Origin of the sequence: Roseobacter sp. SK209-2-6, from assembly GCF_000169455.1 — a bacterium.
GTDB lineage: Bacteria > Pseudomonadota > Alphaproteobacteria > Rhodobacterales > Rhodobacteraceae > Pseudophaeobacter.
Genome location: NZ_AAYC01000015.1, coordinates 21782 through 38791, shown reverse-complemented (window position 1 = coordinate 38791; position 17010 = coordinate 21782). Strand labels below are relative to the sequence as shown.

The window sequence follows — 17010 nt, the reverse complement described above, 5'->3', positions numbered from 1 at the left end:
CCAAACTGGAACTGTGCATTGACCATAAAGGGAGCAAAGCGATGCCCTATAGCAAAGAACATAAGGACCGCACCCGGTCCCGCATCACAGAGGCGGCCCGGATCCTGTTCAACGTGCATGGTTATCACGGGGTCACCATCGATATGGTCATGGCCGGGGCGGGACTCACTCGTGGGGGATTTTACAACCACTTCCAAACCAAAGAGCAGCTCTTTGCCGCGGCAGTGGCCAGTTTCCTGATGGGGAAGGGTGCAGAATGGCGTGACGACGCCGGGATCGACCCCTCTGCGCTGTCACCACAGATGGCGGCGCAAATGGTGGATAGCTACCTCTCTGCAAGGCATCTTGGTGCGTTGCAGGATCAATGTCCGATGATCGCCCTGCCTTCGGATGTGGCCCGCGCCAGCCCAGAGGTGCGCGCCGCCTACCAGGATCTATTGCAAGCCATGACCGGATTGTTTCAGGCCAGCCTCACTGCAGCGGAGAGGGAGGATGACCCGGATCTGCGCCAGCGCGCTCTTGCATTGTCGGCGCTTTGCGTGGGCGGCATGGTCATTGCCCGCACGCTGCCGGATTCGGACCTCGCCTCAGAGATCCGCGCCGCTGCCCATGCCTGCGCCATGGCGCAGATTTCTGCGGTGTAGCCAGTCAGCCCTTTTGGGTCAGCACTCGGTCAGCACCCAACGCCCCATTGCAAGGCCGCAGGCTTTGCGCCAGACATCAGGAGTTACTTGCCAATTTAAGGGTCCCCATCATGAGCGAGGCAGTCAAAGTCAGCCTAGTTGGGTTATTCGCAGCTGCCGGCGCGGCAATCAGTTTCTCGATCATTGATGTCATCGTCAAATTTCTCTCTGGCGATTACCCGCTTTATCAGATGGTGCTGATCCGTTCAGCCGTGGCCATGTCGATCCTTCTGTTGATCATTGTACCGCTGGAGGGCGGCTATCATGTGCTGCGCACCCGGCAGCCCAGGCTGCATCTGACCCGCTGCTTGGCAGTGCTCTTTGCCAATATCTGTTTCTACACGGGCCTTGCGGTGATGCCGATTGCCGATGCGGTTGCCATTGGCTTTGCCACACCTCTGGTGGTGACGGCTCTCTCCGTAGTCCTCCTTGGGGAGCGCCCCGGTCCCTGGCGGTGGAGCGCCGTTGCAGTGGGGTTTCTGGGGGTAGTGATCATCATGCGGCCCGGAACAGGCACCTTTCAGGCCGCCGCCATCCTGCCCTTTCTGGGCGCCTGCGGCTATGCCACCTTGCATGTGTTGACCCGGCGCGCAGGTGGCGCGGATAGCGCGGCAGCTCTCTCCTTTTATCCGTCGATGGGGTTTCTCCTGGTAAGCGCTGCGGTTGGCCTCATCACCGGTGATGGGCGTTTTGCCACCGGCGACAATGCTGCCGCGGATTTCATCCTGCGCGCCTGGCACTGGCCTGCAGCAGACGATTGGTGGCTCTTCATTGCTCTGGGTGTCACCGCAGCTGGCGGCGGCTATATGGTCAGCCTGGCCTATCGTCTCTGCGAAGCGGGGCTGGTTGCCCCCTTTGAGTACATCGCCATGCCCATGGCGGTGCTCTGGGGTATTCTGGTCTTTCAGGAATGGCCCAATTTGCAAGTTTGGTGCGGCAGCGCCTTGATCATTGGCTCCGGTCTTGTTTCTCTCTGGCGGGAAACCCGCAACAATCGACCGGTGAATCGGCCAAGACCCCGATCAACAGGCTAAGAGTGATAAATGATATGCGTGCAGAGGCAGTTGTTTTCGATATTGGGAATGTACTGGTAAAGTGGGACCCGGAGCGTTTCTATGATGCCCGCCTTGGCAAAGAGGCACGGCAGAGATTGTTTCGCGAGGTGCCGCTGCACGAGATGAACCTGGGGCTGGATCGTGGCGATCCCTTCCGGGAATCAGTTTATTCTCTGGCAGAGGCCCATCCCGACTGGGCCGAAGAGATCCGCCACTGGCACGACAGCTGGCTGGAGTTCGCCCATAGCGACATTCCCCAGTCCATCCGGCTGCTGCGACAGTTGCGCCAGAACGGCGTGCCGGTCTTTGCTCTCAGCAATTTTGGCATCGGCACCTTTGATCTGGCCCGCGAAGCCTTTCCGGTTCTGGAAGAATTCGACCACGCCTGCATCTCGGGCCATCTGGGCTGCATCAAACCGGACCCTGAAATCTACCAGATCCTCGAGCAGCAGACCGGCATCGCTCCGGGAGCACTGATTTTTGCAGATGACCGGCCAGAAAATACCGCCGCGGCCCAAGCGCGCGGTTGGCAAACACATCTATTCACAACACCGGAGGGCTGGGCCGCGCGTCTGGTTGAGGCCGGGTTACTGACGGCAAAGGAGGCCCAATGAGCAGCATTCCTATTATCGGATTCGACGAAGGCGAGAGCCTTTTGGATTGGCTTAGCTTTGCGGAAGGCCTGGCGGCGGGGCACAATCTGCCCAAGGCCGAGATTGGCGATACCTTTCTTTACCGGGACCAGGACACCCTGCTCAGCCGATCGGCCTGGATCGATGGCATGGGCCTGGCGGTAAAGACCGCGAATATCTTCCCCGGGAACCATGATGCGGGCAAACCGATGATCAACGGCTCGGTCTGCCTTTATTCCGATCAGGACGGCACCCTGGAGGCGCTGGTGGACTTCCATCTGGTGACCAAGTGGAAAACCGCAGGGGATACGCTCTTGGGAGCGCTGCGCCTGGCCAATCCCGATAGCCGTGAGGTGCTGATCGTCGGAGCCGGTACGGTTGCCGCCTCTCTGATCGAATGTTTCAACGCCACCTATCCGCAGGCGCAGATCCGGATCTGGAACCGGACCCAGTCCAAGGCAGAGGAACTGACAAAGGCCTACCCAGGGACCGAAGTGGTCCCGGATCTGGAAGCTGGCGTTCGTGCAGCTGACATCATTGTCACCTGCACCATGTCCTCCTCACCGGTGATTCTGGGCGACTGGCTGCGTCCCGGTCAACATCTCAACATGATTGGGGCCTATCGCCCGGACATGCGTGAGGCAGATGACAAAGCCCTGCAGGTCTCCCGGATCTATTGCGATAGCTTTGACACCACGCTGGACCATATTGGTGAGTTCAAAACGCCTCTGGCCGAAGGTGTGATCCAGCGCAGCGATGTTTTGGCAGATTTCTACGGGCTAAGTGCGTTCCCCGCCTTTAACCCTGATGAGATCACCCTGTTCAAGAACGGTGGCGGAGCGCATCTGGACCTGATGACCAGCCATCACATCCTGCAAAAATGGAAAGCCTCCAGATGAGCTGGCTGCTGCTGATCCTGCTGGCTCTGCTCGCCCTGGCGGTTTTCCCGCTGCTGCGCGAAGGCCTGCGCAAAACCATGGGACCTTCGGCGCGCAATGAGGCCCCGGGGGAGTTTGCCTCTCTCTCCGCAGGGCTAACGCATTACCAGTGGATTGGCCCCCGGCGTGGCCCCATTGCGGTCTGTGTGCATGGGCTCACCACGCCCTCTTTCGTCTGGCATGGCTTGGCGGAAGGGCTGGCGGAAAAAGGCTATCGCGTGCTGGTCTATGATCTTTATGGCCGTGGATATTCCGACCGACCGCAGGGAGTACAGGATCGGACCTTTTTCCTCTCCCAGCTCGAAGAGCTGCTGGAGCACGAAGGGATTAGCGACGACTTCACCCTGCTTGGCTATTCCATGGGCGGCGCCATCGCTACCGCCTATACTGCCGCGCATCCCGATAAGGTGCGGGAGCTGGTCCTGCTGGCCTCTGCGGGGCTAAAGACCAATCCCGGCAAGATTGGTGAGTTCATCCGCAACCGCCCCGGTCTGGGTGATTGGTTGATGCATGCGGCATACCCCCGGCTGCACATCCGGGGCACCGAAGCGGAACGCCAGTTGCCCAGTTCGGTCCCGGGCATCATCGACCTGCAGCAGCGTGAGCTGAACTACAAGGGCTTTGTGCCTGCAGTTCTTTCCTCGCTCCGCGGCATCCTCAGTGAAGATCGGGCAGAGGATCTGCGCCATATCCACCGTCAGGGCGTGCCGATTCTGGCCATCTGGGGCGGCATCGATGATGTGGTGCCGGTCAGCTCGGTTGGCAAACTGACCGAAGTTGCCCGCTCTGCCAAACAGGTCGAGGTCGCAGAGGCCGGCCATGGGCTGCCCTATACCCACACCGATGAGGTGCTGGAGATCATCGCCGCCCACCACCGCAAGGGGCTCATATAGCCCCTTCTGGCTTCTGGCAAAATGAATGCGGCGCATCGGAGAGATTTCGATCTCCTCCATGCGCCGCAAGTCTTTTCACACAACATAGCTTGTGCTGCTCCGCCTCAGCTCCAGGGCGCCTGTTTAGGCGGCCACTGCCTTTGGGCTTGTTTCGCGTACCGGTAGATGCACGATGGCGCTGAAGGCCCCAACCGCGACGCCGATCCACCAAACAAAGGTGTAGTCTCCATAGACGTCATACATCCGTCCGCCGAGCCAAACCCCCAGAAAGCCGCCCAACTGATGGCTGAAGAAAACGATCCCATAGAGAGTGCCCATGTAGCGCAGCCCATAGAGATGCGCGATCAGCCCCGAGGTCAGTGGCACGGTTGCCAGCCAGAGCGACCCCATAACCACCGAAAAGACGATCACCGACATCGGCGTGATCGGCATCAGGATAAAGACCGCAGCAACAACGGTGCGCGCAGTATAGATCCCCGCCAAGAGGTATTTCTTGCTGTAGCGATTGCCCAGCCAGCCCGCCATCAATGTGCCCCCAACATTGGAGGCACCAATGAGGGCAATCGAAACCGCCCCCAGCGCCGAGGTGGTTGTAACCCCCATGCTATGCAGGACACCTCCGGGCAGGATCGGGCCACACATCTCGGTCACAAAGGCAGGGAAATGCGCAGTAATAAAGGCCAGCTGATAACCGCAGGAGAAAAAGCCCAGAAAGATCAGCGTATAAGAGGGATCTTTGAAGGCGCGGGTCAGGATTTGCCCCATGCTCTCCTCCAGCTCCGCCTTGCTGGCCGCAGCCGGTGCCCGCATCAGCGGCAAGGTCAGGATCAGTGCCAGAACCGTACCGGCAAAGACCATGAACACCATCTGCCAGGACATCATCCCCAAAAGGAATTCGGCCGTTGGCGCGCCGATGATTTGTCCGGCAGAGCCCGCAGCGGTGACGATCGCCAGCGACATGGAGCGGTTCTCATCCGAGCTGGCCCGGCCGACAACCGCCAGCACCACGCCAAAGCCGGTTCCGGCAATACCAAAGCCCACCAGCCATTCATAGGCTTGCATCTCAAACGGCGTGGTTGCGCCCGCACTCAACACCAGGCCAGCTGCATAGATGATCGCACCCAGGATAATCGCCTTGCGATCACCTATCTTTTCCGCGATGGCGCCAAAAATCGGCTGTCCGACACCCCAGGCAAGGTTCTGGATCGCAATCGCCAGCGAGAATTCCGCCCTGAGCCAGCCGAACTCCTCCGCGATGGGGATCTGAAAGACCCCAAAGGAGGCTCGAACGGCAAAACTCGCCATGATGATGATGCAGCCCACAATCAGGACTGGTGTAAACAGGGGTGTCGCGCGCGGCATAAGCCTTCCTCCAAATCAGCCTGCCAAGGCTATGGAAAACGTGGCCTCGGTCAAATCAAAGATTTTGCTGGCCGAGTTAAACAAAATTGATGTGAAATCTTCCAGGTGAACCCTGCGGCAGATTACTCAGCCGAGGGTCAAGGGCCGCCCCGCGACCGGCGGGACAGCCAAATTTATATCTAAGGCGCAAAACAACTACGTCTTATTCTTCATAAAAAGCAGGTGCATAGGTGACTTCACCTTTGGGAGTGGAGCCCACGAAACTCAGGCTCATAAAGTACTCTGGCGGCACCCCGGCAAAGTGCAATTGCCCATCGGCAACAAAACCAAAGCGCCCATAATAGCCCGGATCTCCCAATACGGTGCAGCCCGCAACACCCTTTTCCCGAAGCTTTGCAAGCCCAGCCTCGATCAGGGCCTTGCCGATGCCTTTGCGCTGCTGATCTGGCCGGGTCGAGACCGGCCCTAAACCAAGCCAGCCGCACTCCTGCCCCGCAATCCGAATGGGTGAGAAGGCCAGGTGGCCCAGGACCTCCCCCTCCTGCACCGCTACCAGTGATAGATAAAGACCACCACTCTGACGCAGACTGTCGACAATCTGCGCCTCGGTGCCAGAGCTGTGCTCCGCCAGGGCAAAGGCCGCTTCGGTCACCTTACGAATCGCGGCGATGTCACCTTCAGTTTCTTGACGTATGTCCATGTGCCGCCCTCCTCAGGTGCGATTGTTTACTTGGGACCGAACAGAACGCCGCCCCAGGGCCGAAATACGGTAGGGCGCCGAATGACGCGATTCAATCAGCCGTTTGCGCCGCAGTTTCGACACCACGGTGATCGTGCAATCCGACAGCAACATGCCGTCATGGGTAAAACACCCGACCTCCAGCAATTTGCCATTGGAGCCGCGCTCAAAGCGGATCTGCCCACCCTGAGCCAGCACATGCAACACGCGCTGTTCCTGTTTTGAGATATTCATTGTTTGACCTGTTTTGTGAAACACAAAAGAAACCCGGTGCCTGGCAGCATCCTGCCCTGGCCCGGTTTCAAATGATCACCCCGGCGCACCGGCGATGATCAGTGTTTCGTAACAAGCTCCAACATCTACAATTCCCGCGTAAGAGGATTGGTCAATAATCTTCTGCTAGGATTTTCTGCGACCTGGGTCAATTGGTTTTCAAACTCTTGTTTGCGCCACATATTTTGTCCCTCCCACAAAAAAGATTTGCGTACATGACCAACCAAAGCCACCTTCCGAGCCTTTCGTCGCGTCGCTCTGCCACGGTTTTGCACTACGACTTTTCTTCATCACCTCAACCGGATAAGTCTTGCCCATGACCCATCTCAGCACGCTTTACGCCGAAAAAATCGCCGCCGGGGAGCTTAAACCGGATCCTGCGCAGGAAGCGGTTCTGCCGCTGTTTGATCGCATCACCGATGGGCTACGGGCGGAGCCGGTGAAAAAAGGCTTTTTCCGCAAAGCAGAGTTCCAGGAGGTCAAGGGCCTCTACCTATGGGGCGGGGTCGGGCGCGGCAAATCCATGTTGATGGATCTCTTTGTCGACAGTCTGGGCGATATCCCTGCGCGCCGGGTGCATTTCCATGCCTTCATGCAGGAAATCCACGCCAAGATGCACAGGGCCCGCGAAGAGGGGGTGCAGGATGCGCTGGCACCGGTCGCCCAAGAAGTGGCAGACTCGGTGCGTCTCCTCGCCTTTGACGAGATGCAGATCACCGACATCACCGATGCGATGATCGTAGGTCGCCTGTTCGAAGCACTCTTTGCCGCCAAGGTCACCGTTGTCACCACCTCCAACCGGGTGCCCGATGACCTTTATAAAAACGGATTGAACCGCCAGCTCTTCCTGCCCTTTATCGATCTTATCAAGGATAAGATGGAAATCTGGGAGATGGTCTCTCCGGTTGATTACCGTCAGGACCGGTTGAAGGGCAGTGAGGTCTATTTTGCCCCTGTAAATTCCGAGGCCCGCAGCCAGATACGTGCGATCTGGCAGGACCTCTCTGGCGGGGATGCGCTGCCTCTGACGCTGGAGGTCAAGGGCCGTGAGGTCACCCTGCCAGAGTTCCGCAATGGCGTGGCACGCGCGACCTTCTTTGACCTATGCGGCAAGATGCTGGGGCCGGGCGACTATCTGGCCATCGCCGAGGAGGTGAAGGTCCTGGTCTTGGAGGATATCCCGCGCCTGTCCCGCAACAACTTCAATGAGGCCAAGCGCTTCGTTACCCTGATTGATGCGCTTTATGAGGCCAAGGTCCGGCTGATCTGTTCGGCAGCGGCCCAGCCAGAGATGCTCTACGTCGAAGGTGAAGGCACCTTTGAGTTCGAACGCACCGCCTCGCGCCTGCGCGAAATGCAGGATAAGGATTGGGGCGACGACTGGGGTGATCGGGGCCAATGATCCTCCGCGAAACGCCACGCCGCTGGGAGCTGTTCCTGATCCTAAATGGCTCGGTCGTGCCCCGGATCATGCCCAATATCATCGGCGCTGCCCTCTGGGCCCTACTGCTGTTGATCCTTGACCGCTATGTGCTGTCCATGCCCCGGATTTCGATCGGGGCCATGGGGATTTTCGGCCTCGCCCTGTCGCTCTTCCTCAGCTTTCGCAACAACGCCGCTTATGAACGCTGGTGGGAGGCGCGCAAGATCTGGGGACGCATGGTTTCCGATGTGCGCAGTTTTGCCCAGGAGCTCAGGATCTTTGCCGGTCGCGGCCCGGATGAGGAATACATTTTGCGGCGCATACTGGCGTTTCACCATCTGCACCGTGCGCAGCTGCGGGGTGATGAGGTGGCCGAGGTTGTCCAGCACTGGGTTGGCGATGCGGCAGCAGAAGAGTTTTTGAAAAACGCCAATGCCCCCAATGCGGCACTGCGCGATATTGCCACCCGACTGCGCGAAATGGCCGAAGAGGGCAAGATTGATGGCTTCGGCCAAAGGGCGCTGGCGGAACGACTGGCGGCCTTTCCCGCCGCACAGGCCGGCAATGAGCGCCTGCTGACCACGCCCCTGCCCTTTGTCTATTCCCTGCTGGTCTGGCGCACGACCTATGTCTATTGCCTGATTCTACCCTTCGCCCTCCTGGACACTGCCGGTTGGTTCGAACCCTTGGTGGCTGCGGTGGCCGCCTATGTCTTCTTCGGGCTGGCTGAGGTCACTCATGAGTTGGAGCACCCCTTCAAGAAACAGGCCAATTCCGTCCCTCTCAGCGCCATGTGCCGGGTGATGGAAATCTCAGTCTGCAATGCGCTCGAACATCCCGTCCCGCCCAGACTAGAACCGGTGAACTATATTTTGGACTAGCACGCTCCCCTTCTTGCCTTATTGCCGCGCCGCACCAGCGGCGCCAGGCCCAACCGGAGGAGATCTTCAGATCGAAAACGGGCGGGAGCCCCCACCTGCACCACATAAGGAAAACTCAATTTGAAAATCGGCAATATCTTCGGCGTTGTTTGCCTCTTGATAACGGCGGGTGGCATCTATCTGCTTCTCACCCAGAAATCTCCGCGCGAAAAAGCACTCGCAGAGCTTCAAAACCTTCAAATGGCTCCCGAAACAGCTGACTTGAACATCCAGCTGGAGGACTGCGTGCTTGACATCGCAATCAGGCATCAACAGCCCACCCATGGAAATCTGCTAAACTCTCGCATGACAGCTGATCTGAGGAACTATGACAGTAAATCAGTCAACTTGCGTGCCCTTGGGAATGGGCAAATCGCCCTGTCCCTCTTGCCAAAGCCAGTCTCGAACCAGACGCTCACGATTGCGCAAAGCTTTCTCTCCAAAGTGCCCGAAGAGATGCGAAACCGTAAACCCCATACACTGACGATGCGCAGTACGGACGGAAGGGTCACGCAAAACAGCTCACTTCCTACGGATGAAGAGGGGCAGATGAGTCGGGTTCAACTGCGAAATCTACTTCAGCAACCAAATGGCAAACTCACTTTCAGGCTCGGCATAATGGTCCCGGAAGCAAAGCCAGGCGAACCTCCCGCAGAACCAAAACCGCACAAAGATGCTCCAGCCCTGCATGCCTTTGTAAAAGCGGTGGAAGCAGATGCTGCAATCACCGGATATGCTTTCAATCTGATCTACGCGGAAACTTCCGAAACCCCGGAAAAACTGCTTGTTGGCGGTCTAGAGTTCCCTGCTCATCCGCAATTTGTGCTGGCGACAGAGGACGCTGCAAAGAATTTTGCGCAGGCTCTTTTGCACTACATCCAGGCAAGTTGCAGAAAACCAAAGGCGAGATGAAAGCAGCTATAGCTTTCACTTTCTCCAAATACCTCCGCCGGAGGCAGCGGCCCCCAATAGGGCCGCTTGGAACCAGTTACAGGCCAAGCACATCCAGCATGTCATATTCGCCGGGCGCTTTATCCTGCCCCCAAAGGGCCGCTTTCAAAGCGCCGCGGGCAAAGATGGCGCGGTCTGTGGCCATATGGCGGAGCACGATGCGTTCACCAGCAGCGGCAAAAAGCACGTCATGCTCGCCGACAATATCACCGCCTCGGATGGCGCTGAAACCGATATCGCCGCGTTTGCGCGCACCGGTGATACCGTCACGCCCCGAATCGGAAACATCGGTTAGCTTCACGCCGCGCCCCTCAGCAGCGGCTTCGCCCAGCATCAAAGCCGTGCCCGAGGGCGCGTCCACCTTGTGGTGGTGATGCGCCTCGATCACTTCAATGTCGAAATCCTCGTCCAGGGCTGCGGCCACCTTTTTGGTGAGCTGCACCAGAAGATTCACACCAAGGCTCATGTTTCCGGCCCGGATGATGGTGGCGTGACGGGAGGCGGGCTCCAGCTGCGCAATCTGTTCTTCATTCATGCCGGTGGTGCCGATCACATGTACAGCACGCGCCTGGGCGGCGAGCTTGGAGAAGGCCAGCGTCGCCTCAGGCGCGGTGAAATCAATCACCGCCTGGGCCTTGGCAAAGGCTTCCAGCGGATCATCCGTGACCGTGACACCGATAGCTGCACCGCCCATGGCCTCACCCACGTCACGGCCGACCCAATCGTGGCCTTCGCGTTCGACAACTCCAGCCAGATGCGCCTTGTCACTCTCCAGAACCGTCTTGATCAGCATCTGCCCCATGCGGCCCGATGCGCCGGTTATCACGATCCCTGCTGTCTCGCTCATCACTGTGATCCTTGTTCTGGCCCTATGCGGCATTCTTCAAAACTTCTGCAGGTTTTCTCCTACCTTCTTGCGGATCTCTTGGCAAAGGCCGACTTTCGGCATAGATCGAAGATATGGCTAAGAATTCATCTCCCGAGGGGCGCGGCCCCTCCCAACGGCAGCTGCGCGTCGGCGAACTGATCCGGCGCACCCTGTCCGAGGTTCTGATGCGCGGTGATCTGCACGACCCCGAGCTGAACCGCATGTCGATCACCGTCGGCGAGGTGCGCGTCACCCCGGATCTGCGCATCGCCACCGCCTATGTTCTGCCACTTGGCGGCAAGGGGCAGGAGGACCTGCTAAAACTGCTGGCCCGCAACAAGGGTGAGCTGCGCCGCATCGCTGGCAAGAAACTGGGGATGAAATTCGCCCCCGACCTGCGGTTCCAGCTGGACCTGACCTATGACCAGATGGACGCAACCCGCGCCATGCTGGAACAGGACGCGGTGCGCCGCGATATCGAGAAGTGATCCTGCGCGCCCTCACGCTGCTGGCCTTGCTCTGCATGGCTCCAGCGGCAAGGGCGGTGGACTGCTCTGATATTTCCTACGCGGGCAACCGCTATACCATCTGTGAAGCCGATGCCGCCAAGGAGCAGCTGCGCCTGTTCCTGCGGGATGGCAAAGAGCAGGTCTTTGGGCATTTCTCTTCCATCGAAGAAAGCCTGGCTGAGGAAGGCAAAACACTCAGCTTTGCCACCAATGCCGGCATGTATCACGCCAATCGGGCGCCAGTGGGCCTCTACATCGAAGATGGCAAAGAGGAAATGCGCCTGGTCGCCAATCCAGGGCCGGGCAATTTCGGCCTGCTGCCCAATGGTGTCTTCTGCCTGCGCGAGGGTCGCGCCGATGTCATCGAGACGCTGGCCTATCGTGACAGTGGCACCACCTGCGCTTCAGCCACCCAATCGGGACCGATGCTGGTCATCGATGGCGCGCTGCACCCGCGCTTTCTACCCGATTCGACCTCCTATTACATCCGCAACGGTGTTGGCACCTCAGCAGACGGGCGCCGCGTGATCTTTGCCATCTCTCGTAACGCGGTGAGTTTCCACCAATTCGGCAGCCTGTTCAAAGACCACCTCAAGCTGCCCAATGCGCTCTACTTTGATGGCAATATCTCGCGTCTGCACGCACCACAGCTAGGCCGCTCTGACGCAGGCTTTATGATGGGCCCAGTGGTCGGCATAGTCGAATAGAGGCCTTGGCGGGGCTTCCTATTCTAGTCCACCGCAGGCACCCCCCGCGCTTCCAGCATCCTGACATCCACGTCTTCGCGCCTCGCACCTGCGCGGAACTCATCATAATAGACAACATGGGTGGGCAGCTCGACGCCCCAGTTATACTTGAAGGGCGTTGGTGAGGGGCTTTTGCTGCGGCCACCTTCGTGGCTTTGTGCATAGGCAGTGACTTCCGCCGGAGTGCGGCCATGACGGGCCAGGTAACGGCTGACAAAACTGTTGTAGAGCCCGTATTTCAGACCCAGTTTGGGTTTCCTTTTGCGAAACTCAGCAGGCATAAAGGGTGATTTCCGCTGACAGAGCAGCTTCCCGTCCTTGTAGAGCTGGAAATAAACATCCTCGCCCGCATGCCCATAGTGGGCATAGATGGTGACATCGATCCAGCGCCCCTTCCAAGAGGCCAGTGAACCAATCTTGCAGGTCTTGCCATCCGCATAGTGAAGATAGGGAGAATCGTTATAGGTAAGATGCCACATAGGCATCGACCATCCTTCGGCCTTGACCTGCCCCAGAAGCGTATTTGCACGGCCCAGGCTGACAAAATCATTCGGGATCAGGATAGAGTAGCCATACCAGACTCCTTTCCCAGGTTTGGAAAAGGCGTTCTTGGGCCGCTCCTTCACTTCCACCCGGCCGCGATCAGTCTCGCAATCATTCCAGCCAGAAGACCGCCCGCAATCACCGTGCCGAATTTCAAAGCGCTCAGCACGCTCCCCGCGCCGTGTGGGCCCTGACACCTTTGCATAGCGATAGCGTTGCCGGTGGGACAGATCCTCCAGCTTGACATTTCGCTGCACAGAATTGCGGATAGGGCGTTCTTTTGCATCTGCAATACGGGGCTCAAGCCACAGGCAAAAAGACAAAATCCCTAGAACAATCAATCGCATAATATTCTCCCCTTAAATACGGGGATGACAGCAAATCTCCCTCTCTCCGTCAATGCATTTGACAGCTCCTCTTTGATCCGCTACGCCGCGCGCCTCACGTGAATTTGGGGAATGACATGGGACGCAAACGCAAGGGACGCGATATTTCTGGCTGGCTGGTAGTGGACAAACCCGCCGGGCTGACCTCCACCGCGGTTGTGAATAAGGTCCGCTGGGCCCTGGAGGCCAAGAAGGCCGGCCATGCGGGCACCCTGGACCCGGAAGCCACCGGCGTTCTGGCCGTGGCCCTGGGTGAGGCGACCAAGACCGTTCCCTATATCACCGATGCCCTGAAAGCCTATACTTTCACCGTGCGTCTGGGCCAGGCCACCAACACGGATGACGCTGAGGGTGAAGTGATTGCCGAGAGTGACGCCCGTCCAACGGATGAGCAGATCAAAGAGGCGCTTTTGCCCTTCCTTGGTGAGATCCAGCAGGTGCCGCCGAAATTCTCGGCGGTGAAGATCGACGGCCAGCGCGCCTATAAGCTGGCCCGCGACGGCGATGAGGATTTCGAACTGGCCGCGCGTCCCCTATGGGTCGAGGAACTGATTATGCTGGATCGTCCCGATGCGGACCACGTGGTGCTGGAGATGACCTGCGGCAAGGGCGGCTATGTGCGCTCCATCGCCCGCGACCTGGGCGCGGCCCTGGGCTGCCACGGCCATGTGAAAGAGTTGCGCCGCATCTGGTCCGGCCCCTTTGATGCTGGCGATGGCATCTCGCTGGAACAGATCGATGAGCTGGCCAAGACCCCTGCCCTGGATGAATTCCTGCGCCCGCTCGAAGAGGGCCTGGCCGATCTGCCAGAGTTGAAATGCACCCCCGAGGGTGCTACGCGCCTGCGCAATGGCAACCCGGGCATGGTTCTGGCCTCTGACGTGGAATACGGCGATGAGGCCTGGGCCTCTCTGAATGGGGAAGCCGTAGCCGTTGGCATCTACAAGGCCGGAGAGCTGCACCCCAGCCGGGTTTTTGTCCAGCCAGGCAGCTGATCTTTACCGCCAGACCGGCGGCCGCGATCCATGACGGGCTTGACCACCGGCTCATTTGGCCTGAGTTCTGTCAGCAGAACCGGTCAATTGAGGACAAGACCCGCATGATTAGCCGCAGCCATACCAAAGGGGATGCGCCCTCCACCGCTGTCTATTCGGATTGCGAGGCCTACCGCTATAGCCTGACACGGGTCTGGGAACCTGCGGGACGGAAGGTTATGTTCGTAATGCTGAACCCATCGAAGGCCACCGAGGTCCAGAACGACCCCACTATCGAGCGATGCGAGCGCCGCGCCCGCGCCTTGGGTTTTGGCGGTTTCCGGGCGACAAATATTTTTGCCCTGCGGGCCACCGACCCCAAAGTGATGCGCGCCGCTGCCGAACCGGAAGGCCCGGAAAACACCGCCGCCATCCTGGAAGGCGCCAAATGGGCTGATATGGTGATCTGCGCCTGGGGTACCCATGGGGTTCACAGAGGGCAAGGTGCCCGAATCGCGGAGCTTTTACGCCAAACCGGACAGCCTTTGCACCACCTTGGTCTCAGCAAAGCGGGTCATCCCAAACACCCGCTCTATATCGCCTATTCGCAAGCACCGCTAAATTGGCAGTACGCTGAAACCCCTTGAAAATTCACTTCAAAATCAACGCATAATTGAGTGGAATTCAATCCAAGTTCGTGACCCCAGATTAACCGTTGTTCTCGTTTTGTTTAGGTCCCTCAGCCAAGATATGGCAAGCTTATCTCGGGTGAATCCCTCGAATTTTGCGGAGTGGACAGACAAATGTTGTGGCTAGCAGGCCTCTTGGGTCTAGTAACAGTTGGCAGTGTAGCGATCCTTGATCTCAGCCAAGACGATCAAGATGAAGCAGACAACCAGGCGGCAGATGCTTCTGACGAGGCGGCTGACGGCATGGTCACTCCCGCGGATGAATTGCTTTCCACCGGCGACGACGACAGCTCCGACGAGTCCCCTGGCTCTGAAGGTTCGCCTACTCTCCCCACCCCAGCGGCCGCAGAAGCACAGCTGGAAATCACTGATTTTCTGCCCGGTCAGTTGGATTTTGATCTGACTTCTCATCTGGACTTCGAAGGGGACCCGCAAGAGGGCAGCGATGGAGCGGATACGCTCGTTGGTACGGGTGAGGGTGAGGAAATCAGCGCCGATAGCGGCAATGACCAGGCCCATGGCTATGGGGGAGATGATTCCATCGATGGCGGTGAGGGCCGGGATGTGCTGCACGGCGGCGAAGGAAACGATACGCTCCTGGGCACAGTAGGGGATGACCTTTTGCATGGGGAAGAGGGATCGGATGTCCTCTCTGGTGGAGATGATGAGGATACGCTCTTTGGCCATTTCGGCGCGGATACCCTGCTGGGCGGGGAAGGCAATGACAGCGCCCATGGCGGGCAGGACGATGACCTACTTATGGGAGGATCCGGGGCTGATGCCCTGCATGGCAATGACGATGATGACACGCTGACCGGCGGTAGCGGGGAAGACACCCTATTTGGTGGCACAGGGAATGACTTTATCTGGGGTGCCGAAGAAGAGGCCGAGCAGGACTACCTTAATGGTGGCGAAGGCGATGACACCCTATTCGCGGGTGAAGGCGATGTCGTGACAGCGGGTGAAGGCGCTGACCAAATCTGGTTTGAGGACCAGGGCGAAAATGGCCAGGCCGTCGAACTGGTGGATTTCAACAGCGCTGAGGATCATCTTGTGGTTTTCTGGTCTCCCGAAAGCGAGGCCGAACCCGAAATCACCGTAGAAGACAGCGCTGATAACAACGGTGAGCAGATTGTCCGGGTGAACGGTGAAGAAGTGCTGCGCCTCTCTGGGGCGGAAGACCTTTCTTCTGATGACTTCACGCTTGTCGACCGGCAGACTGCGGATCTTGCAGGTTTGCTGGCCGCCTAGGTCCTGCGTTCTTTACTGGTAGGTGAGCAAAGGGCAAGTAAAGGACAGGCAAGAGAGAGCAGGCCCTGTCTCCAACTTCCTTTTGCCTTTTTCCACAAAAACGCCTATACGCGCGCATCTGCCATGGAATCATGGCGGATTTCTCCATGGGCCTGTGCTGGACGACATCCCGGCCTGCGCCATCCACCCTTAACCAGATAGGAGATCCCGATGTCGATCACTGCTGAAGAAAAAACACGCCTGATGAAAGAATTCGCAACCAAGGAAGGCGACACCGGTTCGCCTGAAGTCCAGGTTGCAATCCTGACCTCGCGCATCAACACCCTGACTGAGCACTTCAAAACCCATAAGAAGGACAACCACGGCCGCCGTGGCCTCCTGAAGATGGTTGCTCAGCGCCGTAAGCTGCTGGACTACACCAAAGGCAAAGACGTGGCCCGTTACCAGGACCTCATCAAGCGCCTCGGCATCCGCCGCTAAGGTTTCGATCCTTTTGGGATCTATTACGCCCGTTCCTTCTGGAGCGGGCGTTTTTTTGTGGCGACGGGTTTTGTGACGACGGGCAAAGTGCCAATGCAGCGCGTCAGCACCAAGACGCGTCTAGAGAACCTCCTGACGCAGGGCCTCCCCATTCACACGCAACCTGCCTGGTGACATTATTTAGTCTGACAGAGCGTAGGGGGCCTATTCCGTTCTCTTGGCCCAATCTTCATTCATCGTCTCAATGAGTCCTGCGAATATCCTCTTGCCCAGCGCGCTGACCTTGGTGAGTTCAAGGCGTTCCATATTGGCTTCGGGTGAGCCCACCACCACCAGCGCATACATGCCGTGGCGCCCGTGCACCTTGCAGCGGAACCCATAGACACCGGGCACATCAAAGGTGACCTCAGCCAGGGGCTGATGTTCGATGTTCACAAAATCAGCGCCCTCAGGCCACATGCCTTCGATGGCTGTCACAGTGTGGTTGCCGGTTGAATTCAGGAAATTGATGGAATCGCCTGGTTCGATCCAGAGATAATTGGGCTCAAAGCGGTAGACCTCTTCCGGGGTCATGGCAGCAAGGTCGATAACCTGGTCCACCTCATGGACCTCCGCCCAAACCGGCTGCCCAGCTGGTAACAGGGGGGCAAGGCTCAGCGCCAGGCCCAGGATTGTGCGTTTCAGGCTCATGTCTT

General features: G+C 58.4%; 21 protein-coding genes. 14 read left to right on the top strand and 7 right to left on the bottom strand.

Features of this window, described 5'->3' with window-relative positions; all coding sequences use genetic code 11:
- The first annotated feature begins 41 nt into the window (after positions 1–41).
- From RSK20926_RS18985 to RSK20926_RS18965, 5 genes are all read left to right on the top strand, one after another.
- The gene (locus tag RSK20926_RS18985; RefSeq protein ID WP_008209227.1) at positions 42–644 is read left to right on the top strand and encodes a TetR/AcrR family transcriptional regulator; all 603 of its coding nucleotides are present in this window, start codon (positions 42–44) and stop codon (positions 642–644) included.
- Positions 645–754: 110 nt separating this feature from the next.
- Positions 755–1717, top strand: coding sequence for a DMT family transporter (locus RSK20926_RS18980; protein WP_008209225.1), 963 nt, complete (start codon positions 755–757; stop codon positions 1715–1717).
- A 14-nt stretch (positions 1718–1731) separates the two neighbouring features.
- Entirely contained in the window at positions 1732–2352 is a 621-nt protein-coding gene (locus tag RSK20926_RS18975) for an HAD family hydrolase (protein ID WP_008209222.1), read from the top strand.
- Positions 2349–3269 carry an ornithine cyclodeaminase family protein gene (locus RSK20926_RS18970; protein ID WP_008209220.1) on the top strand — a complete coding sequence of 307 codons (921 nt, stop codon included), beginning with the start codon at positions 2349–2351 and terminating at the stop codon, positions 3267–3269. Before RSK20926_RS18975 ends, RSK20926_RS18970 begins: the two co-directional genes overlap by 4 nt.
- A complete protein-coding gene (locus RSK20926_RS18965; protein WP_008209217.1) occupies positions 3251–4201 on the top strand; it encodes an alpha/beta fold hydrolase in 951 nt (316 codons plus the stop codon). The genes RSK20926_RS18970 and RSK20926_RS18965 overlap by 19 nt, the downstream gene beginning before the upstream one ends.
- Positions 4202–4324: 123 nt before the next feature.
- On the opposite strand, the gene RSK20926_RS18960 is transcribed toward RSK20926_RS18965, so the two are convergent.
- From RSK20926_RS18960 to RSK20926_RS18950, 3 genes are all read right to left on the bottom strand, one after another.
- Positions 4325–5563, bottom strand: coding sequence for an MFS transporter (locus RSK20926_RS18960; RefSeq protein ID WP_008209215.1), 1239 nt, complete (start codon positions 5561–5563; stop codon positions 4325–4327).
- Positions 5564–5765: 202 nt separating this feature from the next.
- Positions 5766–6263, bottom strand: a complete 498-nt coding sequence (locus RSK20926_RS18955; RefSeq protein ID WP_008209214.1) for a GNAT family N-acetyltransferase — start codon at positions 6261–6263, stop codon at positions 5766–5768.
- 12 nt (positions 6264–6275) lie between these two features.
- Positions 6276–6536 carry a YjhX family toxin gene (locus RSK20926_RS18950; protein WP_008209213.1) on the bottom strand — a complete coding sequence of 87 codons (261 nt, stop codon included), beginning with the start codon at positions 6534–6536 and terminating at the stop codon, positions 6276–6278.
- A gap of 355 nt (positions 6537–6891) precedes the next feature.
- Between RSK20926_RS18950 and zapE the strand changes: the two genes are divergently transcribed.
- Both zapE and RSK20926_RS18940 read left to right on the top strand, forming a co-directional pair.
- Positions 6892–7977: a cell division protein ZapE gene (gene zapE, locus RSK20926_RS18945; protein ID WP_008209211.1), complete on the top strand. Its 1086-nt coding sequence runs from the start codon at positions 6892–6894 to the stop codon at positions 7975–7977.
- Positions 7974–8879 carry a bestrophin family protein gene (locus tag RSK20926_RS18940; RefSeq protein WP_008209210.1) on the top strand — a complete coding sequence of 302 codons (906 nt, stop codon included), beginning with the start codon at positions 7974–7976 and terminating at the stop codon, positions 8877–8879. The genes zapE and RSK20926_RS18940 overlap by 4 nt, the downstream gene beginning before the upstream one ends.
- A 66-nt stretch (positions 8880–8945) precedes the next feature.
- On the opposite strand, the gene RSK20926_RS22930 is transcribed toward RSK20926_RS18940, so the two are convergent.
- A complete protein-coding gene (locus tag RSK20926_RS22930) occupies positions 8946–9203 on the bottom strand; it encodes a hypothetical protein (RefSeq protein ID WP_157133182.1) in 258 nt (85 codons plus the stop codon).
- A gap of 171 nt (positions 9204–9374) precedes the next feature.
- Here RSK20926_RS22930 and RSK20926_RS22925 point away from each other — a divergent pair, with 171 nt between their 5' ends.
- Positions 9375–9830 (top strand): hypothetical protein, encoded by a 456-nt coding sequence (locus tag RSK20926_RS22925; RefSeq protein WP_157133181.1) that lies wholly within the window; start codon positions 9375–9377, stop codon positions 9828–9830.
- A gap of 76 nt (positions 9831–9906) precedes the next feature.
- On the opposite strand, the gene dapB is transcribed toward RSK20926_RS22925, so the two are convergent.
- A complete protein-coding gene (dapB, locus tag RSK20926_RS18930) occupies positions 9907–10716 on the bottom strand; it encodes a 4-hydroxy-tetrahydrodipicolinate reductase (protein ID WP_008209208.1) in 810 nt (269 codons plus the stop codon).
- Between the two features lie 113 nt (positions 10717–10829).
- Between dapB and rbfA the strand changes: the two genes are divergently transcribed.
- Both rbfA and RSK20926_RS18920 read left to right on the top strand, forming a co-directional pair.
- Positions 10830–11225: a 30S ribosome-binding factor RbfA gene (rbfA, locus tag RSK20926_RS18925; RefSeq protein ID WP_008209205.1), complete on the top strand. Its 396-nt coding sequence runs from the start codon at positions 10830–10832 to the stop codon at positions 11223–11225.
- Between the two features lie 35 nt (positions 11226–11260).
- Positions 11261–11953, top strand: a complete 693-nt coding sequence (locus RSK20926_RS18920; protein WP_085979720.1) for a phosphodiester glycosidase family protein — start codon at positions 11261–11263, stop codon at positions 11951–11953.
- 23 nt (positions 11954–11976) lie between these two features.
- Here RSK20926_RS18920 and RSK20926_RS18915 read toward each other — a convergent pair whose 3' ends face one another.
- Positions 11977–12792 (bottom strand): heparin lyase I family protein, encoded by an 816-nt coding sequence (locus RSK20926_RS18915; RefSeq protein ID WP_232281929.1) that lies wholly within the window; start codon positions 12790–12792, stop codon positions 11977–11979.
- Between the two features lie 206 nt (positions 12793–12998).
- Here RSK20926_RS18915 and truB point away from each other — a divergent pair, with 206 nt between their 5' ends.
- The 4 genes from truB (at position 12999) to rpsO (ending at position 16315) form a co-directional block, all read left to right on the top strand.
- A complete protein-coding gene (gene truB / locus RSK20926_RS18910) occupies positions 12999–13916 on the top strand; it encodes a tRNA pseudouridine(55) synthase TruB (RefSeq protein ID WP_008209199.1) in 918 nt (305 codons plus the stop codon).
- Between the two features lie 104 nt (positions 13917–14020).
- The gene (locus RSK20926_RS18905; RefSeq protein ID WP_008209195.1) at positions 14021–14542 is read left to right on the top strand and encodes a DUF1643 domain-containing protein; all 522 of its coding nucleotides are present in this window, start codon (positions 14021–14023) and stop codon (positions 14540–14542) included.
- Positions 14543–14698: 156 nt separating this feature from the next.
- Complete coding sequence (locus RSK20926_RS18900; RefSeq protein WP_008209194.1) at positions 14699–15835, top strand: calcium-binding protein; 1137 nt, start codon at positions 14699–14701, stop codon at positions 15833–15835.
- Between the two features lie 210 nt (positions 15836–16045).
- Positions 16046–16315, top strand: a complete 270-nt coding sequence (gene rpsO / locus RSK20926_RS18895) for a 30S ribosomal protein S15 (RefSeq protein WP_008209193.1) — start codon at positions 16046–16048, stop codon at positions 16313–16315.
- Positions 16316–16519: 204 nt separating this feature from the next.
- Here rpsO and RSK20926_RS18890 read toward each other — a convergent pair whose 3' ends face one another.
- A complete protein-coding gene (locus RSK20926_RS18890) occupies positions 16520–17005 on the bottom strand; it encodes a plastocyanin/azurin family copper-binding protein (protein ID WP_157133180.1) in 486 nt (161 codons plus the stop codon).
- Positions 17006–17010: the final 5 nt, after the last annotated feature.